The sequence below is a fragment of the Streptomyces sp. WMMC940 genome, from assembly GCF_027460265.1.
In the GTDB taxonomy this organism is placed as follows: domain Bacteria; phylum Actinomycetota; class Actinomycetes; order Streptomycetales; family Streptomycetaceae; genus Streptomyces.
This window is the reverse complement of the sequence record NZ_JAPZBC010000001.1, coordinates 3185001-3199580: the sequence shown is the minus strand read 5'-3', so window position 1 is coordinate 3199580 and position 14580 is coordinate 3185001. Positions and strand designations below refer to the sequence as shown.

The window sequence follows — 14580 nt, the reverse complement described above, 5'->3', positions numbered from 1 at the left end:
ATGAGACTCGGAGTCCTCGACGTCGGTTCGAACACAGTGCACCTTCTGGTGGTGGACGCCCACCCCGGCGCCCGGCCGCTGCCCGCCCACTCCCACAAGGCGGAACTGCGCCTGGCGGAGCTGCTCGACGGCGACGGGGCCATCGGCCCCGAGGGCGTCGAGCGGCTGATCGGCACGCTCAACGACGCCCTGCAGGCAGCCGAGGACAAGGGCTGCGAGGACGTGCTGCCGTTCGCGACCTCCGCCGTGCGGGAGGCCGCCAACGCCGACGACGTCCTGTCCCGGGTGAAGGCGGTGACCGGCGTCGACCTCCAGGTCCTCACCGGCGACGAGGAGGCCCGGCTGACGTTCCTGGCCGCCCGGCGCTGGTTCGGCTGGTCGTCCGGGAAGCTGCTGGTCCTCGACATCGGCGGCGGCTCGCTGGAGATCGCCTGCGGCATCGACGAGGACCCCGACATCGCCGTCAGCCTGCCGCTCGGCGCCGGCCGGCTGACCGCCGGGATGCTGCCCGGCGATCCGCCCGACCCGGAGGACGTCCGCGGGCTGCGCCGCCATGTGCGGGCGCAGATCGCCCGTACGGTCGGCGAGTTCAGCCGGTTCGGCCGACCGGACCACGTCGTCGCCACGTCCAAGACCTTCAAGCAGCTCGCCCGGATCGCGGGCGCCGCCCGCTCCGCCGAGGGCCTGTACACCCAGCGCGAACTGAGTCGAACGTCACTGGAGGAGTGGGTTCCGAAGCTCGCCGCGATGACGGCCGCGCAGCGCGCCACCCTGCCCGGCGTCTCCGAGGGCCGGGCCGGCCAGCTGCTGGCAGGAGCGCTGGTCGCGGAGGGTGCGATGGACCTCTTCGGCGTCGACGAACTGGAGATCTGCCCCTGGGCGCTCCGCGAGGGGGTGATCCTGCGGAGGCTGGATCACCTCCCCACCCTCTGATGCGGGCCCGTAATCTGTCCCTCGTGGCAGAACCAGTGGTGCGCATCCCGGATGCGAAGGTCGCCCTGTCGACGGCCTCCGTCTATCCGGAGTCGACGGCGACGGCCTTCGAGATCGCCGCGCGCCTCGGCTACGACGGCGTCGAGGTCATGGTCTGGACCGATCCCGTGAGCCAGGACATCGAGGCGCTGCGCCGGCTCTCCGACTACCACGAGATGCCGATACTGGCCGTCCACGCGCCCTGTCTGCTCATCACCCAGCGCGTCTGGTCCACCGATCCCTGGGTGAAGCTCCAGCGCGCCCAGGCGGCCGCCGAGAAGCTCGGCGCGTCGACCGTCGTCGTCCACCCGCCGTTCCGCTGGCAGCGGCAGTACGCCCGGGACTTCGTCTCCGGGATCTGGCGGATGGCCAACGAGACGGACGTGCGCTTCGCCGTCGAGAACATGTACCCCTGGCGCTACCGGGACCGCGAGATGCTCGCGTACGCCCCCGACTGGGACGTCACCAAGGAGGACTACCGGCACTTCACGATCGACCTCTCCCACACGGCGACGTCCCGCACGGACACCCTCGCCATGGTCGACCGCATGGGAGACCGGCTCGGCCACGTCCACCTCGCGGACGGCAAGGGCTCGGCGAAGGACGAGCACCTGGTGCCGGGCCGTGGTGACCAGCCGTGCGCGGAGCTGCTGGAGCACCTGGCCGGCAGTGGCTTCGACGGCCACGTCGTCATCGAGGTGAACACCCGGCGGGCGATGTCGGCCGCCGAACGCGAGGCCGACCTCGCGGAGGCGCTGGCCTTCACCCGGCTGCACCTGGCATCGGCGAACGCGCAGTCGCGGGGCGGTCGCCCCGGCACGGCGGACCCGGGCGGATCATGACCGGCGGGGGGCCCAGACGGCGCGGCCGGCCCGCCCGCACCGAGGCGGAGACCGGCCCCGGCGCCCGGGAACGGATTCTCGAAGCGGCCCGGGAGGAGTTCGCCGAGCACGGGTACGACAAGACCTCCGTACGGGGGATCGCCAAGGCCGCGGGGGTGGACCCCGCTCTCGTCCACCACTACTTCGGCACCAAGGACGAGGTCTTCGCGGCCGCCATCGAGGTGTCCTTCGAGCCGGCGCTGGTCGTGCCGACGATCCTCGGCGAGGGCAAGGACGGCGTCGGCGAGCGGCTGGCCCGCTACTTCGTCGGGGTGTGGGAGAACCCGGTGAGCCGGGCACCGCTGCTCGCGATCCTCCGCTCCGCGCTGACGCACGAGGCCGCCGCGAAGGTGCTGCGAGGCTTCGTCCTAAGACGGATGCTGGAGCGGATCGCGGCCGACCTTGACGTGCCGGACCCGAAGTTCCGGGCCGAGCTGGCCGCCTCGCACATGATCGGAATCGCCATCCTGCGCTATGTGGTCCAGGTGGAGCCGCTGGCCACGGTGGACCCGGAGGAGATCATCGCGATGGTCGCGCCGACGCTGCAGAGGTACCTCACCGAGGCGTGAGTCCGGGCCGGGTATGACGGCCCGGCCCGGTCCGGACTGCCTTCGGTCCGGACCGGACCGAACCGTGTTCGGGCTCCGGAACCGGGCGGCCCGCGGCCCGAGGCGGTTCCTGAGGGCGGACCGGCTGCCGATCCGGGTGGCTCTCCCGGCCGTGCCCGATGCGCCGCCGGAACGGGGCGACGGAGCGTCCCGCGCCCGGCGGGCCGGACGCGGGCGCGTACCGTTCGTACGGACGTCCGAGGCGCTGACCGAAAGGCGGACCTTCGTCCCGCATTCCGGACAGGACGTCCAGATCTTGGAGCATCGGCGTACGCTCGAGAAAGCCAGAACTGTCTGAAGGAGCGAGCGACGATGCCCGAGCTGAGGTCCCGCACAGTCACCCACGGCCGCAACATGGCGGGCGCCCGCGCCCTTATGCGGGCATCGGGCGTAGCGAGCGCGGACATCGGCAAGCCGGTCATCGCGGTCGCCAACTCCTTCACGGAGTTCGTCCCCGGGCACACCCACCTCGCCCCGGTCGGCCGGATCGTCTCGGACGCCGTCCTGGCGGCGGGTGCGGTGCCCCGCGAGTTCAACACCATCGCCGTCGACGACGGCATCGCGATGGGCCACGGCGGCATGCTCTACTCGCTGCCGTCGCGCGACCTGATCGCGGACTCCGTGGAGTACATGGTCGAGGCCCACTGTGCCGACGCCCTGATCTGCATCTCCAACTGCGACAAGATCACCCCGGGCATGCTGATGGCCGCCATGCGCCTCAACATCCCGGCGGTCTTCGTCTCCGGCGGCCCGATGGAGGCCGGTCAGGCCACCCTCGTCGACGGCACGGTCCGCAAACTCGACCTGATCAACGCCATCGTCGACTCGGTCAACGAGAACGTCTCGGACGAGGACGTGCTGCGCATCGAGGAGAACGCCTGCCCGACCTGCGGTTCCTGTTCGGGCATGTTCACCGCCAACTCGATGAACTGCCTGACCGAGGCCATCGGCCTCTCCCTGCCGGGCAACGGCTCGGTCCTCGCCACCCACACCGCCCGCCGCGCGCTGTACGAGAACGCGGGCCGCACGGTCGTCGAGATCACCAAGCGCTACTACGACGAGGGCGACGAGTCGGTCCTCCCGCGCAACATCGCCACCCGTGAGGCCTTCGAGAACGCCATGGCCCTCGACATCGCCATGGGCGGCTCGACCAACACGATCCTCCACCTGCTCGCCGCCGCACAGGAGGCCGAGCTCGACTACGACCTGACGGACATCGACGCCGTCTCGCGCCGGGTGCCGTGCCTGGCCAAGGTCGCGCCGAACGTCGCGCCGGGCGGCACGTACTACATGGAGGACGTCCACCGGGCCGGGGGCATCCCCGCCATCCTCGGCGAGCTGTACCGGGGCGGGCTGCTGAACGAGGACGTCCACACCGTCCACTCGGCGTCCCTGGCCGAATGGCTCAAGACCTGGGACGTCCGCGGCGGCTCCCCGTCCGCCGAGGCCGTCGAGCTGTGGCACGCGGCCCCCGGCTGCGTCCGCTCCGCCACCGCCTTCTCGCAGTCCGAGCGCTGGGAGTCGCTGGACGTCGACGCCGAGGGCGGGTGCATCCGCTCCGTCGAGAACGCCTACTCCAAGGACGGCGGCCTCGCCGTCCTCAAGGGCAACATCGCCGAGGACGGCTGCGTCGTGAAGACGGCGGGCGTCGACGAGTCCATCTGGACCTTCGAGGGCCCGGCCGTCGTCTGCGAGTCGCAGGAGGAGGCCGTCGACAAGATCCTCTCCAAGGTGGTCAAGGAGGGCGACGTCCTCGTCATCCGCTACGAGGGCCCGCGCGGCGGCCCCGGTATGCAGGAGATGCTCTACCCGACCTCCTTCCTGAAGGGCCGCGGCCTGGGCAAGGCCTGCGCGCTGATCACCGACGGTCGTTTCTCCGGCGGCACCTCGGGCCTGTCCATCGGTCACGCCTCCCCGGAGGCCGCGTCCGGCGGCGCGATCGCCCTCGTCGAGGACGGCGACCGCATCCGTATCGACATCCCGAACCGCTCCATCGAGCTCCTCGTCGACGACGCCGCACTCGCCGCCCGCCGCGAGGCCCTGGGCGGCGTCTACGCGCCGAGGAACCGCGAGCGCAAGGTCTCCGCGGCGCTGCGGGCGTACGCGGCGATGGCGACGAGCGCGGACAAGGGCGCGGTGCGGGACGTCGACAGGCTCGGCTGACCCACCGCTCCACCGCGCTCCGGCCCCGTCGGCCCAGCCGGCGGGGCTCCGCCGCACCCGGCCGCCTACCAGCGCGCAGGGTCCGCGGCGTCCACGGCGAACACGCTCCCGTCCGGAGCGGTCGCGAACACCTTGCCGGGGGCGGTGACGGGAGCCGGCAGCGTCGACGCGTGGGTGAAACGTCCCGTGCTCATCCGCGGATCCGTCTGGCCGAGCTGCACACCGCGTTCGGCGTCGACCGCCAGCAGCCGCCCGTCGGCACCGCTCAAATAGACCCGGTGCCCGTCGGCGACCGGTCGCGAGGACCTGGCCACATACGTCTCCAACTGCCAGCGCCGGTGGCCCTCGTCCGCGGTGTCCACGGCCAGCAGCGAGCCTCCCGCACCCACCAGGTAGACCGTGTCGCCGGCCACCGCCGCCTGGGCCTGGTCGACGTCGACCGGCAGCGGGACGCGGCGGACCTCACGCGTGGCGGTGTCGAGGCGTACGACCGCGGTGGTGAAGTCGTCGGCATCGGCCGCCAGGAGGAAGAGCGCGCCCTCCGAGACCGACGGCACCGGTGACAGCGAGCCGTTCAGGCGCTCCTCCCAGCGCACACCGCCGTCACGGGTGCCGACGGCCCGGACGACGGTGGCGGCGCCGTCGGCCCCCGGGGTGACGGCGAACACGGTCCCGGAACCGGGCGGGCCCGGCGCCCACTGGGTGCCCGGCGCGCCCCGTCGCTTCCGCCACAGCTCCTCGCCGGTCGCGCCGTCGAGTGCCCGCACGATCCCGTCCGCTCCCGCGAGGAGGACGCATCCCTCGGCGTGGCCGACCGTGGCGGAACCGATGGACGCCGTCCAGCGCGTGGCGCCCGACTCCGGGTCCAGCGCTTCGAGACGCTCTCCGCCGGCCGTGGTGACAAGCAGCAGTCCGCCCGAGAGCACGGGGGCCGCGGCCTGGTGGCCCGCCTCCCCGGCCGGCCCCGCTCCGGCCGCGGAGGCGACGGCCTTGCGCGTCCACAGGGGCTTGCCGTCGGCCGCGGCGAGACGGGTCGCCATGACGCCCGGCGCCGCGCAGTACAGCGATCCGCCGTGGGCGGAACACGCGGGGGTCCGCAGGGCGTCGGCGTCCTTCGACAGCGGGGTCTGCCAGGCGGTGAAGGCAGGCTCGCCGCGGTGGGCGACCGGGGCGCCGGCAGGGCGGGCGCCGTCGTCCGTGGCGAGGCGGATTCCCGCGTACGCGCCCGCGAGCAGTCCGACGACGAGGCCGCCGACGGCGGCGCCCCGGACGAGGCGCCGGCGCGGCCGGGAGGCGGGTCCCGCCCCTTCCTCCTCCGCCGGGGAGGCGGATCCGCCGTCCGGCCCTCCGGCCGCGGACGTCCGTTGCAGCGGTATGAAGGCCGTCGCCACTTCCCCCACCGGGGTCCGCAGTTCGGCCATCACCTCGTCGGGCGCGGGTCGTTCGGCAGGGTCCTTGGCCAGACAGCGGGTCAGGAGCGGTGCGAGTTCGTCCGGCACTCCGGTCAGGTCCGGCTCGTTGTGCACGACCTGATAGGCGACGATGTACGGGCTGCCGGAGTCGAACGGCCCCCGTCCCGTCGCCGCGTGGACGAGGACGGCGCCCAGCGCGAACAGGTCGGCGGCGGGCCCGACGTCACGTGGCCGCTGGAACTGCTCCGGTGCCATGAACGGGGGAGTGCCGATCAACTTCCCCGTCTCCGTGCGGAGATCACTGTCCGAGGGACGGGAGATCCCGAAGTCGATGACCTTCGGGCCGTCGGCGGCGAGGAGCACGTTGCTGGGCTTGAGATCGCGGTGAACGACACCCGCGCGATGGATGTCACGCAGCGCCTCCGCAAGCCCGGCGCCCACCCTGCGCAGCTCGTCGAGGCTCAACGGCCCGCTGCCCTTGACACGTTCGGCAAGCGTCTGCCCCTCGATGAACAGCGTCGCCATCCAGGGGCGCCCGGCGTCCGGGTCGGCGTCCACGACGGGCGCGGTGAACGCACCGCTCACCCGGCGGGCCGCGCCCACCTCCTGCCGGAAACGAGCCCTGAACTCAGGATCCGTGGCGTGCGCCGCATGGACGACCTTGATGGCGAGGCGCAGCCCGGACGCCGAGGTGGCCAGATGCACCACACCCATGCCGCCCGAGCCCAGACACCGCTCGAGACGGTACTGCCCGGCATACTCAGGACGTTCCGCTTCCGGGACGGGCCCGGTGCTGCGCAGCGGCGGCATCGCCCACCCCCGTGTTCTGTCCGCAAGCGCGACTCACGGAGCCTAGTCGATGGCACGTACGAGTCGACGGCGGCTTGCTAGCCTGCGGGGCGCAAACATGTCTTTCGAACGCGGGGGAGGCCTTCATGGCCGTCGAAGGAAGCGACAGCGGGGAAGAGGCGGAGCCCCGGGCCCTCGCCGAGCCGCGCGCCACGAGACGCTACGCGGTGGCCCCCGGCTACCGCCTGAACGTCCGCAGCGGGCCGGGAACCCGGTACCCGATCGTCAGGGTGCTGCAGTACGGCGCGCGTGTGCCGATCAACTGCCAGAAGCCGGGCGAGACCGTCACCGGCCCGTACGGCACGTCGAACCTGTGGGACAACATCGCCAACGGCCAGTTCGTCTCCGACGCCTATGTGAACACGGGCAGCGACGGGTACGTGGCCGTGCGCTGCGCCTGACCCGCCGGGGTCCCGCACGCCGGGGGACGGTGAGGGGCCGCGGTGGTGTCGTACGCGTGTGTGAACACGGGCAGCGCCGGTTGCGCGGCCGTGCGCTGCGCCCGACCGTGGGGCCCCGCGGCTGGGAGCCGGGCGCGCACCCGGGTCCCGGCCGCCGGGGATAATCGGGTGCGTGAGCGAGAACCGCGACGACAGATCCCACCGCAGCCGCACCTCCGGCTCCGCGGCCGGCCCCGGCGGCGAGTCCGGCGCCGGAAGCGGTGGCCGCGCCGGGCCGCAGCCCGAGGAGATCAGGTTCTTCGGCACCACGTGGGTCGACCACGACGGTGGCTACGGTCTGCGCCGCGCCGCCGTGGCGGCCGGCTCGCTCGCCGCGGCGGTCGCCGGGTGCCTCGTCCTGCGGTTCGCCTACCAGGGCCTGGAGACCGCCCGGGTCGGCGGTTTCGTCGACCTTCTCGTGATCGTGACGTTCGCGGTGTGCAGCGCCGTCGCCTTCCGCAAGACCTGGGAGGGCTTCTCGCGCCGCCCGGCCGATCCCGCACGGGAGGAGTCCCTGCGCAGCCTGCGGATGATCGGCTTCATCGGGGCGCTGCTCGCCTACTTCCTGCGTTCGCTCACCGAGGCACCGGGGGAGAAGCTGCGTCGCGTGGAGTACGAGACGGCCCTCGCGCAGTACGAGAAGCGCCGCGGCTCGCGCACCGGGAACCCGGCGGCCCGGAGGAAACGCAAGCGCGGGTGACCGGACCGCGCGGAGGAGAGGCAGGCGCGGGTGACCGGACCGCGCCCTGAACGCGCGTGTGTCACCGGCGAGGCCGCGGGCGTCCTTCGCGGCCTCTGTCCCGGGCTCGCGCCGGTGCTCCGCCGGCCGTCCCGGGCTCCCGCCGGCCGCGCCGGATCCCGCTCCGCACCCATCATGCGCATCCGGGCAGCCGCTCGTCCTTCGCGTGGCTCCGGGCTCCGGAGCCGCCGCACCCGTGCCGGCCGACGAGCGCGCGCTGCTCCCGGGGCGCCTCCCGGACGGAGCGGCCGAGGAGGCCTTCGCCGTGGACCTGGCTGTCACGATCGCCGCCCCCGGCCCGTGCTCGCCGGGGCCGCGTGCCACAGCTCGACGGCCTCGGGATCACCGGGATCACCGGGATGAGCGGGAGCACCGGGATCGACGCCGTCGTCGGTCCCGGAACGCCGCGTCACACGCGGTCCGGTCCATCGGCGGCCCGCCGACGGGCCCTCCCCTCCCGTGTCACATTCGGCGGGGCCACGCCGTCCCATGGTCATGACGACACGCAACAGCGAGAACCGCCCCCGCGTCCTGGTCCTCGGCGCCGGTTACGCCGGGCTCATGGCCGCCCTCCGGCTGGCCCCGCACGCCCGGGTGAGTCTGATCGACCCCAGCGACCGGTTCACCGAGCGCGTACGACTCCACGAACTGGCCGCGGGAGTCCGCGCCGATGTGAGCCATCCGCTCTCCGGATTCCTGCGCCCGGCGGGGATCGAGCACATCGTGGCGCGGGCCACCGGGATCGACCCGGCCACCCGCACGGTCGCGACGGACGACGGCCGGAGGCTCCCTTACGACCGGCTCGTCTACGCCCTGGGCAGCCGCACCGCACCGGCGGGCGAACGCGCCCACACCGCCGAGACCGCCGCGGGCCTGTGCAAGCGCCTCCAGGACGGCCCGGGCTCGGTGGCGGTCGTCGGCGGCGGGCTGACCGGGATCGAACTCGCCGCGGAACTCGCCGAGGCACGGCCCGAGTGGCGTGTGAGCCTGCACGCTGAGGGTCAGGTCGGCTCGGGCTTCGCACCGCGCGCCCGCGACCACGCCCTGGGCGTACTGAGGGCCCGGGGTGTACGGATCGAGGAGGGCCGGCGGATCGCGGATCCCGGGTCGGTCGACGCCGACGAGGTGGTCTGGGCGGCCTCGATGGTCCCGAACACCGAGCTCGCCGCAGCGGCCGGTCTTCCGCTGGACCCTTCGGGCCGGGTCCGGGTCGACGGCGCCCTGCGCTCCCCGGCGCACCCCGAGGTGTACGTCGCGGGGGACGCCGCCGCGGCGAGTTCGGCCAGGGCGGGCGCCCTGCGCATGGCCTGTGCGACGGCCATGCCCACGGGCTCGCACGCCGCCGCGTCGATCATCTCCGAGTTCCGCGGACGGGAGCCGCGCAGCTTCGACTACGGCTTCCTGATCCAGTGCGTGAGCCTCGGCCGTCGAGAGGGGCTCGTCCAGTTCGTCCGGCCGGACGACAGCCCGCGCGACCGCTTTCTGACGGGGCGTCCGGCCGCCCGGGTCAAGGAGCAGGTCGTCCGCTCCACGGTCGGTCTGCTGCGGACCGCGGCCCGTCGCCCCTGGGTCATTCCGTTGGCGCCGGGCATGTCCTGAGTTCCCACCTCGCACCTTGACGGGCACCTCCCCCGGATGGATTATTCATCGCATGATGAATAATCCATCCGGGGGTACTCCGGTACCGGCCGTCCGCGCGCGCGCCCTGACCGTCGTCCGCGGTTCCCGAACCGTCCTGCGCAACCTCGACTTCGAGGTGCCGCCAGGGCAGATCACCGGACTCCTCGGTCCCTCCGGCTGCGGCAAGTCCACCCTCATGCGGGCCGTCGTCGGTAGCCAGGCCAAGGTCGCCGGTACCCTCGACGTCCTCGGCCGGCCCGCCGGCCACGCCGCACTGCGCTCCCGCATCGGCTACGTCACCCAGGCCCCCTCCGTCTACGACGACCTGACCGTCCGCCAGAACCTGGACTACTTCGCCGCGGTCCTCGACCCCGGCCGCGCCGGCGCCGAACGGCGCCGGCGACATGTCTCCCGGGCCATCACGGACGTCGACCTCGCCGCGCACGCCGGCTCACTCGCGGGCAGGCTCTCCGGCGGTCAGCGCAGCCGCGTCTCCCTCGCCGTCGCCCTCCTCGGCGACCCCGAACTGCTCGTCCTCGACGAACCCACCGTCGGCCTCGACCCGGTGCTGCGCCGCGACCTCTGGGACCTCTTCCACCGCGTCGCGGACGAGCGCGGCACCACGATCCTCGTCTCCTCGCACGTCATGGACGAGGCCGAGCGCTGCCACCGGCTCCTCCTGCTGCGCGAAGGCGAACTCCTCGCCGACGACACCCCCGGCGCCCTCCGCCGCCGCAACGACACCGCCACCGTCGAAGACGCCTTCCTCCACCTCGTCGACACGGCCAACGCCCTCCAGGAGACCGCTCGATGAACGCCCACCCGTCGCCCGCTCCCGCTCCCTCACCCGCGAACGCCGCCGCCTCCGCGCTCTCCCCGTCCCGCACCCTCGCAACCGCCGCCCGGGTCCTGCGGCAGCTGCGGCACGATCCCCGCTCGATCGCCCTGATGCTCCTGGTGCCGTGCCTGATGCTCTTCCTGCTGCGCTACGTCTTCGACGGAAGCCCGCAGACCTTCGACGCCATCGGCGCCTCGCTGCTCGGCATCTTCCCGCTGATCACGATGTTCCTGATCACGTCCATCGCGACGCTGCGGGAGCGCACCTCCGGCACCCTCGAACGCCTGCTCGCCATGCCTCTCGGGAAGGCCGACCTCATCGCCGGCTACGCGCTGGCCTTCGGCCTGCTGGCCGTCGTCCAGTCCGCCCTCGCGACCGGGCTCGCGGTCTGGTTCCTCGGCCTGGACGTCGTCGGCTCCACCTGGCTGCTGCTCCTGGTCGCGCTGCTGGACGCCCTGCTCGGCACCGCCCTCGGCCTGTTCGTCTCCGCCTTCGCCGCTTCCGAGTTCCAGGCGGTCCAGTTCATGCCCGCCGTGATCTTCCCCCAGCTCCTCCTCTGCGGCCTCTTCACCGCCCGCGACAACATGCAGCCCGTCCTCGAGGGCATCTCGAACGTGCTGCCCATGTCGTACGCCGTCGACGGCATGAACGAGGTCCTCCGCCACACCGACGTCACCGCCGACTTCCTCCGCGACGTCCTCGTCGTCTCCGCCTGCGCCCTCCTCGTCCTCTCCCTGGGCGCGGCCACCCTCCGCCGCCGTACCGCGTGACCGCCCCTCGGACACCGCCGACACCACGGGGGGCCCGGTGCAAGGATGTCCATGTCCGTGGAGGACCGGGAAGCGACCGGCCACGGACACGGACGACCATCACGTGCACACGCACCACCCCGGCGAGGTGACCCGCATGACCCAGACAGTCGCAGTCCTCGGCACCGGCAAGATCGGCGAGGCCCTGCTCAGCGGCATGATCCGGGCCGGCTGGCCCGCCTCCGCCCTGCTGGTCACCACCCGCCGGGCCGACCGCGCCGAGGAGCTCCGCACCCGCTACGGCGTCGAAGCCGTCACCAACGCGGACGCCGCCAAACGGGCCGACACCCTCATCCTGGCCGTCAAGCCGCAGGACATGAGCAGGCTTCTCGACGAGCTCGCCCCCCACGTCTCGGCCGACCGCCTCGTGATCAGCGCCGCCGCCGGTATCACCACCGCCACCATCGAGGGTCGGCTGGCCCCCAACACCCCCGTCGTCCGGGTCATGCCCAACACTCCCGTCCTCGTCGACGAGGGCATGTCCGTGATCTCGGGCGGCAGCCACGCCACCGCCGAGCACCTGGCCCACACCGAGGAGATCTTCGGCGGAGTCGGCAAGACCCTTCGGGTCCCCGAGTCCCAGCAGGACGCCGCCACCGCCCTCTCCGGCTCCGGCCCTGCCTACTTCTACTTCCTCGTCGAGGCCATGACCGACGCCGGCATCCTCCTCGGCCTGCCCCGGGCCCAGGCCCACGACCTGATCGTCCAGGCCGCGATCGGCGCCGCGGTGATGCTGCGCGACTCCGGCGAGCACCCGGTCAAGCTCCGCGAGGCCGTCACCTCTCCCGCGGGCACCACCATCAACGCCATCCGCGAACTCGAGAACCACGGCGTGCGCGCCGCCCTCATCGCCGCTCTGGAAGCGGCCCGTGACCGCAGCCGCGAGCTCGCTTCCGGCAACGGCTGAGACCGGGGCGACGCCTGGCCTCGCGCCCGACGGGCTCCCGGGACCCACGCCGGCGGTCGCGGTACCGGCCTCCCGGCCGTCGGGCGTGCGCGGCCCGGGCCGACCCGGCCTGATCGCCGTCCCGACGGCCCGGAGTCCGCAGGCGGTCGCGTTCGCCCGAACGCGAGCCGGTGCTCACTTCCGGGCGGCTGCCACCAGCTCCTCCGTCGTGACCACCGTCGCGAACCCACCCCCGTGCAGCGACACGGCGGTGGCCCGCGCCAACTCATCGGCCCCCAGACTCCAGCCGAACGGCCCCACGAGGTCGAAGGTGTACGTCGCGTCCAGCGCGAACAGCACCTCGTACCCCAGGTTCCCGCCCATCCGTGCCGTGGTCTCCGCGCACATATTGGTCTGGATCCCGGCCACCACGAACTGACGCACCCCCTGGGACCCGAACCACGTCCCCAGATCCGGGGTCCCGTAGAACGCCGAGTTCACGGTCTTCGTCACCAGCAACTCCGGTCCGTCGCCCTTCCCCCTCCTCCCCTCCACGTAGTCCTTGAACCCGTTGCCCGCGTGGTCCCGCCGCAGCGGCGAACCCGGCTTCGACGAGTCGTGCCGTACGAACACGACCGGACGGCCGCTCGCCTGCCAGGCATCGATCAGTGAGGCGATGTTCTCGTCCGCCCCCGGGTTGTTCCGCCGCCCCCAGAAGTCCTCCTCCTCGAATCCCTGCTGCACATCGACGACCACCAGCGCTGCGTTCTCCGCGATCTCCATGCCCCCATGCTGCCCGGGCGCCGTACCCCGCCACAGATGCACGAAAGTCGGCGATCGATGGTTTACTGCCGGCCCATGGCGTCATCGACGACAGCGACTCCCCAGCGCATCGCCCTCCTCGCCTTCCCGGGGGTGCGGGCCTTCGACGTCTCCGTCATCAACGAGGTCTGGGGCGTCGACCGGACCGACCGCGGCGTACCCCCCTTCGAACTCCGCCGCGCCGCGGCCGGCAGCACACCCGTCCCCATGCGCGGCGGTCTGAGCCTCACCGCCGATCGCACCCTCGCCTGGCTCCGCCGCGCCGACCTCGTCGTCGTACCCGGCCTCGACGACCACCTCAACCCCGCCCCCTCACCGGTCCTCGACGCCCTCCGCCACGCCCACGACCGGGGCACCCCGATCGCCGCACTCTGCGGAGGCGCCTTCACCCTCGCCCAGGCGGGCCTCCTCGACGGGCGGCGTGCGATCACCCACTGGAGCCTCACGCACCTCCTCCGCGAGCACCATCCCCGGGTCACCGTCGTCCCCGACGCACTCTTCCTCCACGACGGCAACATCTGGACCTCCGCCGGCACCGCGGCCGGCATCGATCTGTGCCTCCATCTCGTCCGCACCACCCACGGCGCCGAAGCAGCCGCCGCCATCGCCCGCTCGATGGTCACCGCGCCCTTCCGCACGGGAACCCAGGCCCAGTTCATCGAACACCCCACACCGCGGGCCGATCGGGACGCCGACGCTCTCGCCGCCGTCCGCGCCTACGCCCTCGCCCACCTCGCCGAGCCGCACACCGTCGCGTCACTCGCCGCCCGCGCAGGGATGTCGCCCCGCTCCTTCGCCCGTCATTTCCAGGCCACCACCGGAACCACCCCCCTCCACTGGCTGATCGCCCAGCGGGTGGCAGCCGCCCAGAAGCTCCTCGAACTCACCGATCACCCCATGCCCGAAGTCGCCCGCCGCTCGGGATTCGGCAGCGAGGTGACCATGCGCCAGCACTTCGCCGGCCACCTCGCCACCAGTCCGCGCGACTACCGGGCGGCCTTCCGTCAGCAGACCGGAAGCAGCCCGATCGCCCGATAGGCGCGATCCACCAGAGGACGGGCCAGCCCCCGGGCCCTCGCGGCCCCCGCCCTCAGCACCTCGTCCACGTACGCCGGATCGGCCGCGAGCTCCGCGTGCCGCTCCCGCAGCGGTCTCAGCAGCTCCACCACCGCCTCGGCCGTGTCCTTCTTGAGCGCGCCGTACGACTCGTACTCGCCGGCGAGAGCCTCCGGGTTCCCGTCCTCACAGGCCGCGAGGATCTCCAGCAGATTCGACACGCCGGGCCGGCTCTCGCGGTCGTGGACGACGTCCTGACCGCTGTCGGTCACTGCGCGCATGATCTTGCGGCGGACCACGTCCGGATCGTCGAGCAGACAGACCACGCCCGCTCCGCCATCCGTGGACTTCCCCATCTTCGACGCCGGGTCCTGCAGATCCATCACGCGCGCGGCCACCTGCGGATGGGTGGCCTTCGGAACCGTGAAGACGTGCCCGTACCGCTGGTTGAACCGGATCGCCAGATCGCGCGTCAGCTCCACGTG

14 protein-coding genes (1 of these 14 cut by a window edge) are annotated in these 14580 nt (G+C 72.8%); 11 read left to right on the top strand and 3 right to left on the bottom strand.

The window, feature by feature from the left end; all coding sequences use genetic code 11:
- From O7595_RS14070 to ilvD, 4 genes are all read left to right on the top strand, one after another.
- Nucleotides 1-933 (top strand): Ppx/GppA phosphatase family protein, encoded by a 933-nt coding sequence (locus tag O7595_RS14070; protein WP_269729033.1) that lies wholly within the window; start codon nt 1-3, stop codon nt 931-933.
- 23 nt (nt 934-956) lie between these two features.
- On the top strand, nt 957-1814 hold the full coding sequence (locus tag O7595_RS14065; RefSeq protein ID WP_269729032.1) for a sugar phosphate isomerase/epimerase family protein: 858 nt from the start codon (nt 957-959) through the stop codon (nt 1812-1814).
- Nucleotides 1811-2422, top strand: coding sequence for a TetR/AcrR family transcriptional regulator (locus O7595_RS14060; RefSeq protein ID WP_269729030.1), 612 nt, complete (start codon nt 1811-1813; stop codon nt 2420-2422). The genes O7595_RS14065 and O7595_RS14060 overlap by 4 nt, the downstream gene beginning before the upstream one ends.
- A 351-nt stretch (nt 2423-2773) precedes the next feature.
- A complete protein-coding gene (ilvD, locus tag O7595_RS14055; RefSeq protein WP_269729029.1) occupies nt 2774-4624 on the top strand; it encodes a dihydroxy-acid dehydratase in 1851 nt (616 codons plus the stop codon).
- Nucleotides 4625-4689: 65 nt separating this feature from the next.
- On the opposite strand, the gene O7595_RS14050 is transcribed toward ilvD, so the two are convergent.
- Nucleotides 4690-6846, bottom strand: coding sequence for a protein kinase domain-containing protein (locus O7595_RS14050; RefSeq protein WP_269729028.1), 2157 nt, complete (start codon nt 6844-6846; stop codon nt 4690-4692).
- Nucleotides 6847-6971: 125 nt separating this feature from the next.
- On the opposite strand from O7595_RS14050, the gene O7595_RS14045 reads away from it, so the two are divergent.
- From O7595_RS14045 to proC, 6 genes are all read left to right on the top strand, one after another.
- Entirely contained in the window at nt 6972-7286 is a 315-nt protein-coding gene (locus tag O7595_RS14045; RefSeq protein ID WP_269729027.1) for an SH3 domain-containing protein, read from the top strand.
- A gap of 172 nt (nt 7287-7458) precedes the next feature.
- Nucleotides 7459-8025: a hypothetical protein gene (locus O7595_RS14040; protein ID WP_443071617.1), complete on the top strand. Its 567-nt coding sequence runs from the start codon at nt 7459-7461 to the stop codon at nt 8023-8025.
- A gap of 534 nt (nt 8026-8559) precedes the next feature.
- The gene (locus tag O7595_RS14035) at nt 8560-9663 is read left to right on the top strand and encodes an NAD(P)/FAD-dependent oxidoreductase (RefSeq protein ID WP_269729026.1); all 1104 of its coding nucleotides are present in this window, start codon (nt 8560-8562) and stop codon (nt 9661-9663) included.
- Between the two features lie 52 nt (nt 9664-9715).
- Nucleotides 9716-10498, top strand: coding sequence for an ABC transporter ATP-binding protein (locus tag O7595_RS14030; protein WP_443071616.1), 783 nt, complete (start codon nt 9716-9718; stop codon nt 10496-10498).
- Nucleotides 10495-11292, top strand: a complete 798-nt coding sequence (locus tag O7595_RS14025) for an ABC transporter permease (protein ID WP_269729025.1) — start codon at nt 10495-10497, stop codon at nt 11290-11292. Before O7595_RS14030 ends, O7595_RS14025 begins: the two co-directional genes overlap by 4 nt.
- Nucleotides 11293-11428: 136 nt before the next feature.
- Nucleotides 11429-12238 (top strand): pyrroline-5-carboxylate reductase, encoded by an 810-nt coding sequence (proC, locus tag O7595_RS14020; protein ID WP_269729024.1) that lies wholly within the window; start codon nt 11429-11431, stop codon nt 12236-12238.
- A 174-nt stretch (nt 12239-12412) separates the two neighbouring features.
- Here the strand turns inward: proC and O7595_RS14015 are convergent, their stop codons facing one another.
- Nucleotides 12413-13000, bottom strand: a complete 588-nt coding sequence (locus O7595_RS14015; protein ID WP_269729023.1) for a cysteine hydrolase family protein — start codon at nt 12998-13000, stop codon at nt 12413-12415.
- A 75-nt stretch (nt 13001-13075) separates the two neighbouring features.
- Between O7595_RS14015 and O7595_RS14010 the strand changes: the two genes are divergently transcribed.
- A complete protein-coding gene (locus O7595_RS14010; protein ID WP_269729022.1) occupies nt 13076-14077 on the top strand; it encodes a GlxA family transcriptional regulator in 1002 nt (333 codons plus the stop codon).
- On the opposite strand, the gene trpS is transcribed toward O7595_RS14010, so the two are convergent.
- Nucleotides 14044-14580, bottom strand: partial view of a tryptophan--tRNA ligase gene (trpS, locus tag O7595_RS14005; RefSeq protein WP_269729021.1) — the 3' portion only. 462 nt of this gene lie beyond the right edge of the window; the window shows 537 of its 999 coding nt (coding positions 463-999); its start codon lies beyond the right edge, outside the window; its stop codon occupies nt 14044-14046. The genes O7595_RS14010 and trpS overlap by 34 nt on opposite strands.